Consider the following 12,753-nt stretch of genomic DNA (forward strand, 5'->3'; position numbering starts at 1 on the left):
ATTTCTGGGCGGCCCTCAAATTTAGCACCCCCATCTTTGCACCAAAGGCGGCGGGCCGCACAAGGAAAAACCGGGCCGGGCGTCGCGCCAATTGGCCTTAACGTAAAGGAGATAGGAAAGAATTCCACCTGACTGTGACGGAGTTCACAGAGAGGTGGTATCCTGCATCATGGCGGCGGAATGGCTCGGCGTCGACGTGATAATACTCGCAGTGCGCGACCCGCAAAACTACCGGAACATGCCCCGGTAACACCTGCAAACGCCACGGTGACAAGGATCATCTGGCGGAACTGAGGCGCCAGGTCGCTGACGACACCCGCCGCGAGGTTCGAAAAGAAGATCAACATCAGGACGAAAAGGGTCACCCGGTCTCCTTGAAGCCGCTGATGCCGTCCGTGCTTGTGAAGGATCAGGTCATCCTGCCATCGAAAAGCGAACGCTGCGCCGATGACATAGGCGCAGGCAAAGGCCAGCCAGTTTGCCGGGAAATGGGGCAGAGCATCAATTGCGTTGGCGGGCAGCAAGCCAAGCAACGGAGAAAACAAATATGGCATCACCGAGCTGTCTCGTGTCCGGGTAGACCACAGGCCGGCAGCCAGGAAGACCAGAAACACTGGCCATACCCAGATCGCGGCGTTCCTCCACACGCCAATGCCAATATCGATCATTGAAATGCGCGCGCTGCCAATGCCGTGCCTTCATGCCGGCGCGCCGGCGAAGAGCAAGGTTGGTGAGCGCGGCCAAGGCGGACGCTCCACAGTCATCGGGGATGCATCGTCCGACTTCCTGTCAAGATTGTAGGAAAAAAATCCTAATTATGCACTTGACGTACCATGACCGAAGCATCTAAGGAATCAAGTCGACAGGCCGGCTTCTCAGTTTCGGAAGAAACTCACCGCAAGCTAGTTGGAATGATCGCCGCGAGGATCAGCGACTGGGAGTGGTCCTCCGACCTCGCTGATGATCTTGCTGAGGATATTTTGCGCGTTGTGCTCGCTGAAATTGCCCGAAACAATTTCACCTAAACGTGTGACGAACACGGCGTGAACGAACAACTCCCGGCCTAATTGCAGCAGATTCTCGTGTGAGAACGTGTACGTAAACAGGCGTTCTTTGCCCTTCTTTCTCTTGGACAGACGAATTTCGATGTCATCCCCTTGGAGGACGCCAGTCACATCTACGATGAGCCCGTGAGCGATCGCATTCCGTGCGTCTGCGAGGTGGTCGACGCGGTTCATGACGTTGTTCACGGTTTCGGTCAAAAACTGCCAATCCGGGTGGTCTCTGAAAAAACGGCGGATAAACTCGGTCTTCTTGGAAAAATTGCGCGGTTTCTCAAAGGGGTCACTGGCGTCTAGGTAGTTCCTGATTACGGCCTCAAGAACGATCGTTACGGCGTTGTCGAGGTATGCTGACGATACGAAAATGCGCCCAACGCGGCGAGCAAATTCATCGAAATCGGCGGAGGGTTCCTGGTCCATGCCTACTCCAAAAGACAAGTCCGACGAGGGAAAGGGCGACGAGATATTGCGCCGCCTGTTGAAAACCCCTCCCGATCCGAAGACCGGGGGGAGTCGTCGCGATGAACGTAAGCAGCCGTTGCCGCCCGATTCGAGAACGGATGTTCCAGCCTCTACGACCGGCAACAGCCCTCACGATACCAAGACTTAGTTTGGCCCCCGTTGGGTCTTGACCAGAAGCCTCCAGCGTATTGCACCTTTGTTGGCAGAGTGCTGACGATGGTTCTGAGGGGGCAGCGGATCGCCAGCGTTGTAGGCGTATTCGTCACGGCAATTGATGCACAAATAGATGCCCGAAAACGGTGCGCTGTCTCCGGGTGAGTGCACCTTGTCGAAGTCTTCGCTTTCGGTGTGCGTCAGTTCGTTGCCGTCTTTGTAAAGTGCCATGATGGCTCCTGTGTGTGATCGCCACAGGACGCTTGACGGGACCATCACCTTCATTAGTGTGGCGGTCGTTCTTCATGTGCCGAGCCGTCCTGTGGCTTGGTTGCAATGACGGCGGTGGCGCTCTGGGGAGAGAATCAGCCACCGCCGTTTGCAATCTGAGGGTAGGACACGCAGTGGGCGCAAGTCCCGATCACGGATTGTAACCGTGATTCACAATCACTTTTTGTTCTTTTTAGCGGCGCGCAAGCGTTTGAGCTTTCGCGCCTTCTGCTTAAGCGTGCGCGGCTTCGTCAGTCCGCCGATAGGTGAGACGCTTGTCGCGGGCACCGCGCAACAGGTCTTCGGCGCGCTCCCAATCCTCGATGCCGAGGGCAGAGCGGCGATTGTAGCGGAAGCCGAACTCGGCAAGGTAGCGATGCAAGTGCGCTTCGCCACAGTGCTGGTAGGTGCCACGCATGCCGCGCTTGAGAACGCTGAAAACGTTCTCGACCGTGTTTGAATGGATGATCGCGCCGTCTTCGTAACGGACGTATTCGCCAGCGGTGTGCCTCACGGTCTGGTGCTTGGCGTACTCCTTGCCAGTCTCGACATAGAGGCGGCTTTCGTCGGTATGGAGGACCGAACGGCGCGAGATATTGCGGACCATCACGTCGCGGATATCGGCGGCAGTGGCCTTCTCGACATAGAACATGCGGGTGTGTCCGCCGCGCTCGACAAGGGCGACGACCATACGCTTTGACTTGTGTCCGGGCTTGCCACGAATGGTGCGAGTGGTGATGCGATCCTTGGGGCCGAAATAGGTTTCATCGACTTCCACGGTCTTGCCTTCACCGCCGATGGGGCCGGACGTGTCGGTCTTCTCCATCATGGCTTCGCGGATGCGATGCATCATGAACCAAGCGGTGCGGTAGGAGCCAAAGCCGAGCATGCGCCACAGTTGATGGGCGGACATGCCCTTCTTGGATGAAGCCATAAGGTGCGATGCCAGAACCCACTTGTTGAGCGGGATTTTGGATCGCTCAAAGACGGTTCCGACAGTCACGGTGAAGGGCTTGCGGCACTCCTTGCACTTGTAGACGCCGGGGCGCGTGGACTTGCCTTCCAGCTTCGTGATGCGGGTGTGGTCGGAGTTCTTGCAATGCGGGCAGATCGGCCCGTGCGGCCAATGGATGGCCTCAAGGTGCTCTCGCGCCTTGTCCGGGTCTGTGTAGATCGGTGCGGTGATGTCCATCGCGGTAACTCCTTGATTCCCTTTGTAGAGAATCAGGTTTGGTACGTCAAGTGCATAATTAGGAAAAAAATCCTTGACACCGTGACGGTGCTTTGATAGCTTTCCGTCATCGTCGAAATTGTGCGTCGAGCACGGCGGCCCGCTGATCAAGCCGGCCGCCTTTTTCGTCTGGAGACTTGCCGAAATGAGCACGCAGATGGCGCTGCGCCGCGCCGCGGCGCGCGCCGCCTATGAGGATGGCAGCGCCACGCTGGAAGCGATCGCCGACATCACCGGCTGGAGCCTGCGGCTGCTTGCGGCGCGTGCCGCGCGCGAAGGCTGGCGGGCGCCGGTCGACCGAGCCGCCGCGCACAGCCTGGAGCGGCTGCAGGCGGAGCTGTCGCGCTGGATCGGGCTGGTCGAGGCGCTGGGGCGCGCGGCCGAGGCCGGCACGATCGACAAGGCCCAGATCGACGCCGTGGCGTCCGCGATCCGCGCCATCGAGAAGGCGAGCGACCTTGTGCGCGCGAGCATGACCGAAAAGCAGCAGGACAACGACGTCGAAAAGGCCGTGATCCTCGAACATGTCAACGCAAGGATCGTCGAACTCGCCAAGGAATTCGCGGCCGCGATCGCGGCCGAGCGCGCTCGACCGGAGGCAGGCCTGGAAGATTCGCGATGAATGGTTCCGCTTTGCCCGCGCGGCGCAATACCCCCTGTTCGCGGCGCCGAAGCCGACCTGGCTGGTGCTGGGCGGACGCGGCTCCGGCAAGACAAGGCTCGGCGCGGAATGGGTTCATGCGCTGGTACGCGGGCTGCCGCCCTTCGCGCAGACCGCCTATGGCCGGCTGGCGCTGATCGGCGAGACTTTGGGCGACGTGCGCGAAGTGATGATCGAGGGCCTGTCGGGGATTGCCGCCAGCGCGCGGGTGGCGCGTCCGAACTTCGAGCCGTCGCGCCGGCGGCTGGTGTGGCCGAACGGGGCGACGGCGCAGATTTTCTCCTCCGAGGACCCCGAAAGCCTGCGCGGGCCGCAATTCGACGCCGCGTGGTGCGACGAGACAGGCAAATGGAAGCATGCCGACGCCTGCTTCGACATGCTTCAGTTCGGCCTGCGCGTCGGCACCGAGCCGAAACAGCTCATCACAACGACGCCGCGGCCGATCCCGCTTCTGCGCCGGCTGCTCGACGACCCGGCGGTGGCGGTGACGCGGATGAAGACCATCGACAACGCCGCCAACCTCGCCGACGGCTTCATCGCCGCCATGCAGGCGCGCTATGGCGGCACGCGGCTCGGACGTCAGGAACTGGACGGCGAGCTGATCGCCGACCGCGAGGACGCGCTGTGGTCGCGGCTGATGGTGGAAAGTGCCGCCGCGGCGCGGGTGGGCGACACGCCGGGCCGCATCGTGGTGGCGGTCGACCCGCCCGCGAGCGCACGCCGAACCTCGGATGCCTGCGGCATCGTGGTGGCCGGCGAACTCTCCGACGGGCGCGCGCTGGTGATGGCCGACGCGACCTTGCGCCGGGCACGGCCGACGGCGTGGGCGCAAAAGGCCGTGGCGCTGTACCACCGCTATGCGGCCGACGCGATCGTGGTCGAGGTCAACCAAGGCGGCGACATGGTGTCGACCGTGATCCACGGCGTCGACGCAAGCGTGGCGGTGAAACCGGTGCGGGCGACACGCGGCAAGTGGCTGCGCGCCGAGCCGGTGGCGGCGCTCTACGAGCAGGGGCGCGTGGCGCATGCCAGGCGGTTTCCTGAGCTTGAGGACGAAATGTGCGATTTCGGCCCCTCGGGACTTTCCGACAACCGCTCGCCCGACCGGCTCGACGCGCTGGTTTGGGCGCTGACCGAACTGCTTCTGGGACCGCGCGCGACACCGCGCATCCGCGAAATCAACTAGCAGGAATTTGCGATGAACTGGAACTGGCCGTGGGCGCCGCGCCCCGACGGCGGGATGGCGGCTGCCGAGAACAAGCAGACCGGGCCGATCGGCTTCGTCGCGCTGCACATGCAGAACGAGGCGAACTGGACCCGGCGCGACTATGCCGCGCTCGCCCGCGAGGGCTTCATGCGCAACCCGGTGGTGCACCGCTGCGTGCGGCTGATCGCCGAGACGGCGGCCTCGGTGCCATGGCTGCTCTACGAGGGGGCGGCCGAACACGCTGAGCACCCGCTGATGCAGCTGATCGACCGGCCCAACCCGCGCCAGGCCGGCGGTGCCTTCTTCGAGGCGCTCTACGGCCACCTGCTGCTTTCCGGCAACGCCTATGCGGAGCTGGTCGAGGCCGGCACCGGCGGGCGCGAACTGCACCTGCTGCGGCCCGACCGGGTGACAGTGGCCAGCGACGAGGCCGGCTGGCCCGTTGCGCTCGACTACCGCCACGACGGCTCGAAAAGGCGCGTGCTGCTGGGGCGGCCGGGGGAGGGGGCGGCGCAGTTTTCGCTGTTCCACCCGCTCGACGACCATTACGGCTTTCCGCCGCTGCAGGCGGCGCTGATGGCGCTCGACACCCACAATGCGGCCGGGCGCTGGAACAAGGCGCTGCTCGACAATTCGGCAAGGCCGTCGGGGGCGCTGGTTTATGCGCCCAGGGACGGCGCCAACCTGACCGAGGAGCAGTTCGAGCGGCTGAAGACGGAGCTGGAGCAGGGTTATGGCGGGCCGACGCGCGCCGGGCGGCCGCTGCTGCTGGAGGGCGGGCTCGACTGGAAGGCTATGGGCCTGTCGCCCAAGGATATGGATTTCATGCAGGCCAAGAACGGCGCGGCGCGCGACGTGGCGCTCGCCTTCGGCGTGCCGCCGATGCTGCTCGGCATTCCGGGCGACAACACCTACGCAAACTATGCCGAGGCCAACCGGGCATTCTACCGCCTGACGGTGCTGCCGCTGGTGGGCCGCATCGCCAAGGACCTGTCCGCCTTCCTGGGGCCGGCCTTCGGGCGGGGCTTGCGGCTCTGGTACGACGCCGACCGCATCGAGGGGCTTGCCGGCGAGCGCGAGGCGCTGTGGGCGCGGGTCGATGCGGCAAGCTTCCTTGGCGACGACGAAAAGCGCGAGGCGGTCGGTTATCCGCCAAGGGACGAGGTCGCAACCAAGGCCGGGTTTCGTCCCGATCAACCGCGTGTGCCCAAGGGCAATCCCGATGGCGGAAAGTGTCCGACGAGGGTGGCGGCGCGCGGGTGATACCGGTTTGGGCCAGGCCGCGCCTGGCGGCCGCGGCGGCCCGCGCCGTGTCGGGGGACGCTGGAGGAACGTACCACCGGCGCAGGCGACGCAGCTGGCAATCAGCAACAGCCGGATGCGCGCTGCCGTGCAGCGTGTACGGGAACTCGATCCGAGATGGAAACCGCGTCCGAGCGCGTACGAGACGGTGCAAGGAGAAATCGCCGCCAATCGGGCAGCGACGCGCGAGGCCGAGGCCAGGCTGCTGGAACTGCAGCGCTTGGGGATCGGGCCGGGTCCATACGCCAAGGAATCTCTGCCGGCACGCGGTCCCGGACGCAACTGGACAGCGGAGGAAATCCGCGAGACCAATCGCATCGGACGCAAATATGGCTGCCACACATGTGGGACGAAGGATCCGGGGACATCGAGCGGGAATTTTTTCCTCGACCATCAGTTGTCGAGTGCGCTTAATCCACCTGGAAGGCCGCAGCGAATTCTTCCACACTGCATAGCGTGCAGCGGCAGGCAAGGTGCCTGGGTCACGAACCACCGGAGAAGGCGATGACGATCGACGAAAAGACTATTCGCCTGCCACTCCCCAACGGGCTCCTTTACATCGTCGATTCCGAGCTGTTCGACCCACCGTCGGTGGACGGAGCTGCAAAGGTCTGGCGGACTGAAAGTTGCATTGTCCTTTCCTGTCAGGGCGACATGGATGGGCCGACGGAAATCCGCATCAACCCGACCAAAGCCCCGGGTGCAGAGCTGTCGCGTCTTGCAGACTTCGACCAGGCCATTCCCAGTCGCCGGCTGGTTCTGATGATCGTGCCGGGTGATGTGATTCATGAGATGCCGCTCGACCGTCGTGAGGCGCATGTCGAAGTCTGGACGACCGGCCGCCAGGGAACACCGGTGGTCTGGCTGAGAATTGGGTAGGCGGGTCCGAATCTGGCTCAACCATCCCGAGTCAGCCGACAAAGTGGTCGTCGGCTGGGGCTAAGCCAGGACCTCTTGCAACAGCAGACGAGCACCCGGCCCAACCCGGTCGTCGCCGAGGCGTAGCCTCACCTGCCGTGTTCCTGAGAATATCGGAGAAAGAATTGACCGACGTACCGGACGCCGCCTGGCAATGGGCGGCGAAGGGCATCGGCGCGGTGGCCGGCTCGGCCGTCTCGCTGGCCTACATCCTGCCGCGCGACCGCCGCGAGGCGGCGATCCGCTTTGCCGTCGGCATCGTCTGCGGACTGGCCTTCGGCGGCGTCGCCGGGCTCAAGATCGCCGACGAGCTCGGGCTGGCGGCGAAGCTGGGCACGGCGGAGACGATGCTCGCCGGCTCGGCCGCGGCGAGCCTTTGCGCCTGGTGGGCGCTCGGGCTCCTGATGCGGTTCTTCCGGCGCGACGTGAGCCCGGAGGGCAATGGCCATGGCGGCTGAAGCGACAATGCCCGCTATTGCCGCGCGCTGGGTGCGGCCCGGCTTCGGCTTCGAGACGGAGGGCGGGCGCTTCCGCGGCTATGCGAGCCTGTTCGGCGTCGTCGACCAGGGGCGCGACATGGTGGAGCCCGGAGCATTTGCGGCGTCGCTCGCCCGCAAGGGCGCCGGCGCCATCCGCATGCTGTTCCAGCATGATCCCGGCCAGCCGATCGGGCGCTGGCTGGAGGTCACGGAGGACCCCCGCGGCCTGCGCGTCGAGGGCGTGCTGTCGCCCGGCGTGGCGCGCTCGCGCGAGGTGCTGGAACTGATGCGCGCCGGCGCCGTCGACGGGCTGTCGATCGGTTTTCGCACGGTAAGGGCGGCACGGACGGCGCGCGGCGGCGTGCGCCGCATCCTCGAGGCCGATCTCTGGGAGGTGTCGGTGGTGACCTTCCCGATGCTTCCCGGCGCCCGGGTTGAGGAAATCAAGCTTGCCGGTCGCGGGCAAGGGCCTTCCGGTGGCGAGCCGCCGGGCCAGGCGCCGCAGGAACTGATCCGGACCATCCGGACCGCAACGCAAATGATGCAAGGAAAGGACTGCCGACCATGACCAACGACACCGCCGCGCCCGAAAACAAGGCAGGCACCGGCGCGGGCCACGAAGTGAGCGCCGTCTTCGAGGAGTTCATGGGCGCCTTCGAGGCGTTCAAGGAGACCAATGACAGCCGGCTGGCGGCGATCGAGGGCAAGGGCCGCGCCGACGTGCTCCTGAGCGAGAAGGTCGACCGCATCTCCGATGCGCTCGACGAGCAGCGCCGCGCGCTTGACGGGCTGCTGATGCGCAAGGCGCGCCCCGCGCTGGGTTCCTCCCGCGCCTTCGAAGGGCCAAGCGAACACAAGGAGGCTTTCGAGACTTATGTGCGCTCGGGCGACGAGCGCAGTCTGCGGGCGCTCGACACCAAGGCGATGTCCTATGGCTCCGGCCAGGACGGCGGCTATCTGGTGCCCGACGAGACCGAGGCGGCGATCGGCAAGCGGCTGACCGCGCTGTCGCCGATCCGCTCGATCGCGGCGGTGCGGCAGGTTTCGGCGGCGGTCCTGAAGAAGCCGTTCGCGCTGACCGGCCCGGCGGTCGGCTGGGTCGGCGAGACCACGGCGCGTCCGGAAACGACGAGTCCGACGCTGGCCGAGCTGCAATATCCGACCATGGAGATCTATGCCATGCCGGCGGCCACCGCCTCGCTGCTCGACGATGCCGCCGTCGACCTCGACCAGTGGATCACCGGCGAGATCGAGACCGCCTTCGCCGAGCAGGAGGGTGCCGCCTTCGTCAATGGCGACGGCACCAGCAAGCCGCGCGGCTTCCTCGACTACAACCGCATCGCCGAGGCGTCGTGGGAGTGGGGCAAGCTCGGTTACGTCGCCACCGGGGTCGCCGGCGCGCTGCCGGCGAGCGACGCCTCGGACGTGCTGATCGACACCGTCTATGCGCTGAAATCCGGCTACCGCCAGAACGCCAGCTGGGTCATGAACCGCAAGACCCAGGCGACGATCCGCAAGCTGAAGGACGCCGACGGCAACTATCTGTGGCAGCCGCCCGCCGCGCCCGGCAGCCGCGCCATGCTGATGGGCTTCCCGCTGGTCGAGGCTGAGGACATGCCCGACATCGCCACCGACGAGGCGGCGATCGCCTTCGGCGATTTCTCGCGCGGTTATCTGGTCGTCGACCGCACTGGCGTCCGCGTCCTGCGCGACCCCTATTCGGCCAAGCCCTACATCCTGTTCTACACGACCAAGCGTGTCGGCGGCGGCGTGCAGGACTTCGACGCCATCAAGCTGCTGAAATTCGGAACGGCGTGACGCGGGCCGCGGCCGGCTTCCCGTCCCGATCGTCCCGGCCGCATCCTTGCCGCGTCCGCGCCTGGCGGCCCCGGTTCCTCCCGCCGGGGCCGCCTCTTTTCTGAAACTTAGATGGATGAAACCGAATGGCGCTGTTTCGAACGGTCGCGCCGCTCGCCGAGCCGGTCACGGTTCCCGAGTGCCGGGCGCATCTGCGCATCGACCACACGTCCGAGGACGATCTGATCGCCGGGCTGATCCGCGCAGCTCGCGAGGAGGTGGAAAGCCATGCCGGCCTCGCGCTGATCGAGCAGGACTGGCGGCTGGCGCTCGACGGCTGGCCGCGATCGGGGCAGGTGGCGCTGCCACGGCATCCGGTGACCGAAATCCTGTCGGTGACGGTCTATGGCGAAGACGGCGAGGCGGCGTTGGTCGAGCCCGCCGACTACCAGCTCGACACGCTGTCGCGGCCGGCGCGGCTGCTGGTGAAGTCGCCTGAGCCGCCGGGATTGGCGATGAACGGCGTCGAGGTCGATTTCCGCGCCGGCTTCGGGCCGGCAGGCACCGACGTTCCCGACCTCCTGAAACGGGCGATGATCCTGCTGGTGGCCCACTGGTATGAATTCCGGGCATCGTTCGGGCCGCAAGACCAGCCGGTGTCGCTGCCGGAAGGCTATCAGCGCCTCCTCGCCGGCTATCGATCAAAGAGGCTGCTGTGAGCGGTTTGACGATCGATCCCGGCGCGCTGCGCGAAGCGCTGGTTCTGGAAGCGCTGACGCCGGCCCAGGACGACAGCGGCGGGCAGGTAGGCGACTGGGTCGAAGTCGGTCCCGTCTTTGCCGCCATCGTGCCGGTGGGCGCGTCGGGCCGCGCCGGCGCCGGCCAGCGGCTGGAGAAGGTGACGCACCGCATCATCATCCGCTTTCGAGCCGACATCGCTAGCGGCATGCGCTTCCGCAAGGGGGCAAGGGTTTTTCTGGTCACGGCACTGCACGATCCGGACGAGACCGGCCGCTACCTCGTCTGCATCGTGGAGGAGGAGGGGCGATGAAGCTGGCAGTCGAACTGACATTCAACGGGTTGGCCGCAACACTGAAGAGGATCGCGCACGACCTCGCTAACGAGCGCGAGGAGGATCGGCGCTTGTCGCGTTCGGGGCGGCGTCCTCGGAGCGTGACGGCCGCCGGGCGTCCCCGCGAACAGATCGGAGGCCGCGATGGCCGCGACCGCGCTTGAACTGCAGAAGGCCGTTTTCACGGCGCTGACAGCCGACGGGGCGCTGGTCGCCAAGCTCGGCGGTCCGCGCATCCACGACCACCATACGCCGGGGGAATTGCCGTTTCCCTATGTCAGCTTCGGGCGCACCAGCCTATTCGACTGGAGCACGTCAAGCGAAGGCGGCAGCGAGCAGCTTTTCACGCTGCATGTCTGGTCGAAGGCGCGCGGCAAGGCTGAGGCGCTCGAAATCATGGAACTGGTGAGAGCCTGCCTCGACGACCAGCCGCTGGCAATGGCGGAGGGGCAACTCGTGCTGATGCGGCTGGAATTCGCCGAGGTGCGGCGCGACGACGACCTGGCGCTTTATCGCGGCTCGATGCGCTTCCGCGCCCTGGTCGAGCGACCGGCCTGATCCACCAACTGAATCCCGATCCGCGAACCGAAGGAGCCCGCGCATGACCGCGCAGAAGGGAAAAGACCTGTTGTTGAAACTGGACACGGACGGGCTAGGCAGCTTCGTCACCGTGGCTGGCCTCAAAGCCAAGCGGCTCGCCTTCAACAGCGAGAGCGTCGACATCACCGATTCCGAATCGAGCGGCCGCTGGCGCGAGTTGCTGGCCGGCAGCGGCATCCAGCGCGCCGCGGCGAGCGGTTCCGGCATCTTCAAGGATGCACAGTCGGACGAGGAGATACGCACGCGCTTCTTTGCCGGCGCGATCTCGCCGTGGCAGATCGTGATCCCGGATTTCGGCGCGGTCGACGGCCCGTTCCAGATCATCGCGCTTGAATATAGCGGCAACCACGACGGCGAGGTGACCTTCGAACTGGCGCTGGAATCGGCCGGCGCCATCTCGTTCGCGGCCGCATGATGGTCATCAACCCGAAGCGCGGCGAGATCGCCGCAGAGCTTTCAGAGAAGCGCTACCGGCTGTGCCTGACGCTCGGCGCGTTGGCGGAACTGGAAGCGGCCTATGGGGCGGAGGACCTGGGAACGCTGCTTTCGCGCATCGCCTCGGGCAAGCTCGCCGCGCGCGACATCGCCCGCATCGTCGGCGCTGGTTTGCGTGGCGGCGGGGCCGATGTCAGCGACGCGGACGTTCTGACGATGACGGTCGACGGCGGCGCGGCTGGTTTTACCGACATCGTCGCGCGGCTGTTGAAGGCCACCTTTGGCGGCAACGAGGCCACCGGGAGCGGTATCGATGGCGGCTAAGACACGCAAACGCATCCCGTGGGACCGGCTGATGGCGCTCGGCCTTGGCGGCCTGCGCCTTGCGCCCGAGGCGTTCTGGGCGATGACGCCGCGTGAGCTGGCCAGTGTGCTTGGTGCGACAAGGGGCGCGCGACCGATGGATCGCGACCGGCTCGACGGGCTGATGCGGCGCTTTCCAGATCACAGGAAGGACAAGTGATGCCCGACGACAGCACCGACTACACCATTACGTTCGACGGCACCCAGGTCACCAAGGCGCTTGAGGAGCTTCGCGACCTCTCCGACAGCTTCGGCGCGCGACTCGCCGGCGCGCTGAAAGGTGCCGCCGCGGGCGGCCGCGAACTGGAAGACGTCCTGCGGCGCGTCGGGCTCAGCCTGGCCGAGATGGCGCTGGGCAAGGCGCTGGCGCCGCTGCAGGAGCTTTTCAGCACCGGCTACGAGAAGTTCTTCCAGGTGCTGATCGACGCCATTCCGCATGCCAAGGGTGGCATACCCGGCAAACCGACGCGCTTTGCCGATGGCGGGATCGTGTCGCAGCCGACCTATTTTCCGATGCAGGGCGGGTTCGGCCTGATGGGCGAGGCGGGCACGGAGGCGATCCTGCCGCTGTCACGAGGCCCGGACGGGCGGCTTGGCGTCGCAGCCGCCGGCAATGCCGCGCCGGTCAGCATCGTCTTCAACGTGCAGACGCCGGATGCCGCCTCGTTCCGCAAGTCCGAGGCGCAGATCACTGGCATGATCGCCCGCGCCGCCGCACGCGGCGCCCGGCGCAACTGACGAG

Annotated in this window: 18 protein-coding genes and 1 pseudogene; 15 read left to right on the forward strand and 4 right to left on the reverse strand. The window is 65.6% G+C overall.

The features are described from left to right. Positions 1–167 precede the first annotated feature (167 nt). The 4 genes from FQ775_RS02225 to FQ775_RS02240 form a co-directional block, all read right to left on the reverse strand. A complete protein-coding gene (locus FQ775_RS02225) occupies positions 168–668 on the reverse strand; it encodes a hypothetical protein (protein WP_146299751.1) in 501 nt (166 codons plus the stop codon). Positions 669–902: 234 nt separating this feature from the next. Then, complete coding sequence (locus FQ775_RS02230; RefSeq protein WP_146299752.1) at positions 903–1,481, reverse strand: hypothetical protein; 579 nt, start codon at positions 1,479–1,481, stop codon at positions 903–905. Between the two features lie 186 nt (positions 1,482–1,667). Further along, on the reverse strand, positions 1,668–1,907 hold the full coding sequence (locus FQ775_RS02235) for a hypothetical protein (RefSeq protein ID WP_146299753.1): 240 nt from the start codon (positions 1,905–1,907) through the stop codon (positions 1,668–1,670). A gap of 271 nt (positions 1,908–2,178) precedes the next feature. Then, positions 2,179–3,138 carry an IS1595 family transposase gene (locus FQ775_RS02240; protein WP_146299754.1) on the reverse strand — a complete coding sequence of 320 codons (960 nt, stop codon included), beginning with the start codon at positions 3,136–3,138 and terminating at the stop codon, positions 2,179–2,181. Between the two features lie 184 nt (positions 3,139–3,322). Here FQ775_RS02240 and FQ775_RS02245 point away from each other — a divergent pair, with 184 nt between their 5' ends. The 15 genes and pseudogenes from FQ775_RS02245 to FQ775_RS02315 all read left to right on the forward strand — a co-directional run bounded on the left by FQ775_RS02245 (position 3,323) and on the right by FQ775_RS02315 (position 12,749). Further along, a complete protein-coding gene (locus FQ775_RS02245; protein ID WP_146299755.1) occupies positions 3,323–3,799 on the forward strand; it encodes a hypothetical protein in 477 nt (158 codons plus the stop codon). After that, positions 3,702–5,024, forward strand: coding sequence for a DNA-packaging protein (locus FQ775_RS02250; RefSeq protein ID WP_146299756.1), 1,323 nt, complete (start codon positions 3,702–3,704; stop codon positions 5,022–5,024). Before FQ775_RS02245 ends, FQ775_RS02250 begins: the two co-directional genes overlap by 98 nt. A 12-nt stretch (positions 5,025–5,036) precedes the next feature. Next, positions 5,037–6,203: pseudogene (locus FQ775_RS02255) on the forward strand (phage portal protein); the annotation flags it as partial. 648 nt (positions 6,204–6,851) lie between these two features. Beyond that, entirely contained in the window at positions 6,852–7,226 is a 375-nt protein-coding gene (locus FQ775_RS02260; protein ID WP_146299758.1) for a hypothetical protein, read from the forward strand. A 164-nt stretch (positions 7,227–7,390) separates the two neighbouring features. Then, complete coding sequence (locus FQ775_RS02265) at positions 7,391–7,723, forward strand: DUF6107 family protein (RefSeq protein ID WP_146299759.1); 333 nt, start codon at positions 7,391–7,393, stop codon at positions 7,721–7,723. 7 nt (positions 7,724–7,730) lie between these two features. Then, complete coding sequence (locus FQ775_RS02270; protein ID WP_246730338.1) at positions 7,731–8,312, forward strand: HK97 family phage prohead protease; 582 nt, start codon at positions 7,731–7,733, stop codon at positions 8,310–8,312. Beyond that, the gene (locus FQ775_RS02275) at positions 8,309–9,562 is read left to right on the forward strand and encodes a phage major capsid protein (RefSeq protein WP_146299761.1); all 1,254 of its coding nucleotides are present in this window, start codon (positions 8,309–8,311) and stop codon (positions 9,560–9,562) included. Before FQ775_RS02270 ends, FQ775_RS02275 begins: the two co-directional genes overlap by 4 nt. A 125-nt stretch (positions 9,563–9,687) precedes the next feature. Continuing rightward, entirely contained in the window at positions 9,688–10,260 is a 573-nt protein-coding gene (locus tag FQ775_RS02280) for a head-tail connector protein (RefSeq protein ID WP_146299762.1), read from the forward strand. After that, entirely contained in the window at positions 10,257–10,592 is a 336-nt protein-coding gene (locus tag FQ775_RS02285) for a phage head closure protein (RefSeq protein ID WP_246730248.1), read from the forward strand. The genes FQ775_RS02280 and FQ775_RS02285 overlap by 4 nt, the downstream gene beginning before the upstream one ends. Continuing rightward, positions 10,589–10,777 carry a hypothetical protein gene (locus FQ775_RS02290; protein ID WP_146299763.1) on the forward strand — a complete coding sequence of 63 codons (189 nt, stop codon included), beginning with the start codon at positions 10,589–10,591 and terminating at the stop codon, positions 10,775–10,777. The genes FQ775_RS02285 and FQ775_RS02290 overlap by 4 nt, the downstream gene beginning before the upstream one ends. Further along, entirely contained in the window at positions 10,758–11,171 is a 414-nt protein-coding gene (locus tag FQ775_RS02295; protein WP_146299764.1) for a DUF3168 domain-containing protein, read from the forward strand. Before FQ775_RS02290 ends, FQ775_RS02295 begins: the two co-directional genes overlap by 20 nt. Before the next feature lie 43 nt (positions 11,172–11,214). Beyond that, a complete protein-coding gene (locus tag FQ775_RS02300) occupies positions 11,215–11,628 on the forward strand; it encodes a phage major tail protein, TP901-1 family (RefSeq protein ID WP_146299765.1) in 414 nt (137 codons plus the stop codon). After that, the gene (locus FQ775_RS02305; RefSeq protein ID WP_206064821.1) at positions 11,625–11,972 is read left to right on the forward strand and encodes a gene transfer agent family protein; all 348 of its coding nucleotides are present in this window, start codon (positions 11,625–11,627) and stop codon (positions 11,970–11,972) included. Before FQ775_RS02300 ends, FQ775_RS02305 begins: the two co-directional genes overlap by 4 nt. Then, positions 11,962–12,171: a rcc01693 family protein gene (locus FQ775_RS02310; protein WP_146299766.1), complete on the forward strand. Its 210-nt coding sequence runs from the start codon at positions 11,962–11,964 to the stop codon at positions 12,169–12,171. Before FQ775_RS02305 ends, FQ775_RS02310 begins: the two co-directional genes overlap by 11 nt. Continuing rightward, a complete protein-coding gene (locus tag FQ775_RS02315) occupies positions 12,171–12,749 on the forward strand; it encodes a phage tail tape measure protein (protein ID WP_146299767.1) in 579 nt (192 codons plus the stop codon). Before FQ775_RS02310 ends, FQ775_RS02315 begins: the two co-directional genes overlap by 1 nt. Positions 12,750–12,753 lie beyond the last annotated feature (4 nt).

Origin of the sequence: Nitratireductor mangrovi (genome assembly GCF_007922615.2) — a bacterium.
Taxonomy (GTDB): domain Bacteria; phylum Pseudomonadota; class Alphaproteobacteria; order Rhizobiales; family Rhizobiaceae; genus Mangrovimarina; species Mangrovimarina mangrovi.

Coding starts and splice junctions, on each gene's coding strand:
- FQ775_RS02260 (WP_146299758.1), top strand. CDS start 6,852: ATGACGATCGACGAAAAGACTATTCGCCTGCCACTCCCCAACGGGCTC.
- FQ775_RS02315 (WP_146299767.1), top strand. CDS start 12,171: ATGCCCGACGACAGCACCGACTACACCATTACGTTCGACGGCACCCAG.
- FQ775_RS02245 (WP_146299755.1), top strand. CDS start 3,323: ATGAGCACGCAGATGGCGCTGCGCCGCGCCGCGGCGCGCGCCGCCTAT.
- FQ775_RS02240 (WP_146299754.1), bottom strand. CDS start 3,138: ATGGACATCACCGCACCGATCTACACAGACCCGGACAAGGCGCGAGAG.
- FQ775_RS02290 (WP_146299763.1), top strand. CDS start 10,589: ATGAAGCTGGCAGTCGAACTGACATTCAACGGGTTGGCCGCAACACTG.
- FQ775_RS02310 (WP_146299766.1), top strand. CDS start 11,962: ATGGCGGCTAAGACACGCAAACGCATCCCGTGGGACCGGCTGATGGCG.
- FQ775_RS02250 (WP_146299756.1), top strand. CDS start 3,702: ATGTCAACGCAAGGATCGTCGAACTCGCCAAGGAATTCGCGGCCGCGA.
- FQ775_RS02270 (WP_246730338.1), top strand. CDS start 7,731: ATGCCCGCTATTGCCGCGCGCTGGGTGCGGCCCGGCTTCGGCTTCGAG.
- FQ775_RS02235 (WP_146299753.1), bottom strand. CDS start 1,907: ATGGCACTTTACAAAGACGGCAACGAACTGACGCACACCGAAAGCGAA.
- FQ775_RS02305 (WP_206064821.1), top strand. CDS start 11,625: ATGATGGTCATCAACCCGAAGCGCGGCGAGATCGCCGCAGAGCTTTCA.
- FQ775_RS02230 (WP_146299752.1), bottom strand. CDS start 1,481: ATGGACCAGGAACCCTCCGCCGATTTCGATGAATTTGCTCGCCGCGTT.
- FQ775_RS02300 (WP_146299765.1), top strand. CDS start 11,215: ATGACCGCGCAGAAGGGAAAAGACCTGTTGTTGAAACTGGACACGGAC.
- FQ775_RS02280 (WP_146299762.1), top strand. CDS start 9,688: ATGGCGCTGTTTCGAACGGTCGCGCCGCTCGCCGAGCCGGTCACGGTT.
- FQ775_RS02295 (WP_146299764.1), top strand. CDS start 10,758: ATGGCCGCGACCGCGCTTGAACTGCAGAAGGCCGTTTTCACGGCGCTG.
- FQ775_RS02275 (WP_146299761.1), top strand. CDS start 8,309: ATGACCAACGACACCGCCGCGCCCGAAAACAAGGCAGGCACCGGCGCG.
- FQ775_RS02225 (WP_146299751.1), bottom strand. CDS start 668: ATGATCGATATTGGCATTGGCGTGTGGAGGAACGCCGCGATCTGGGTA.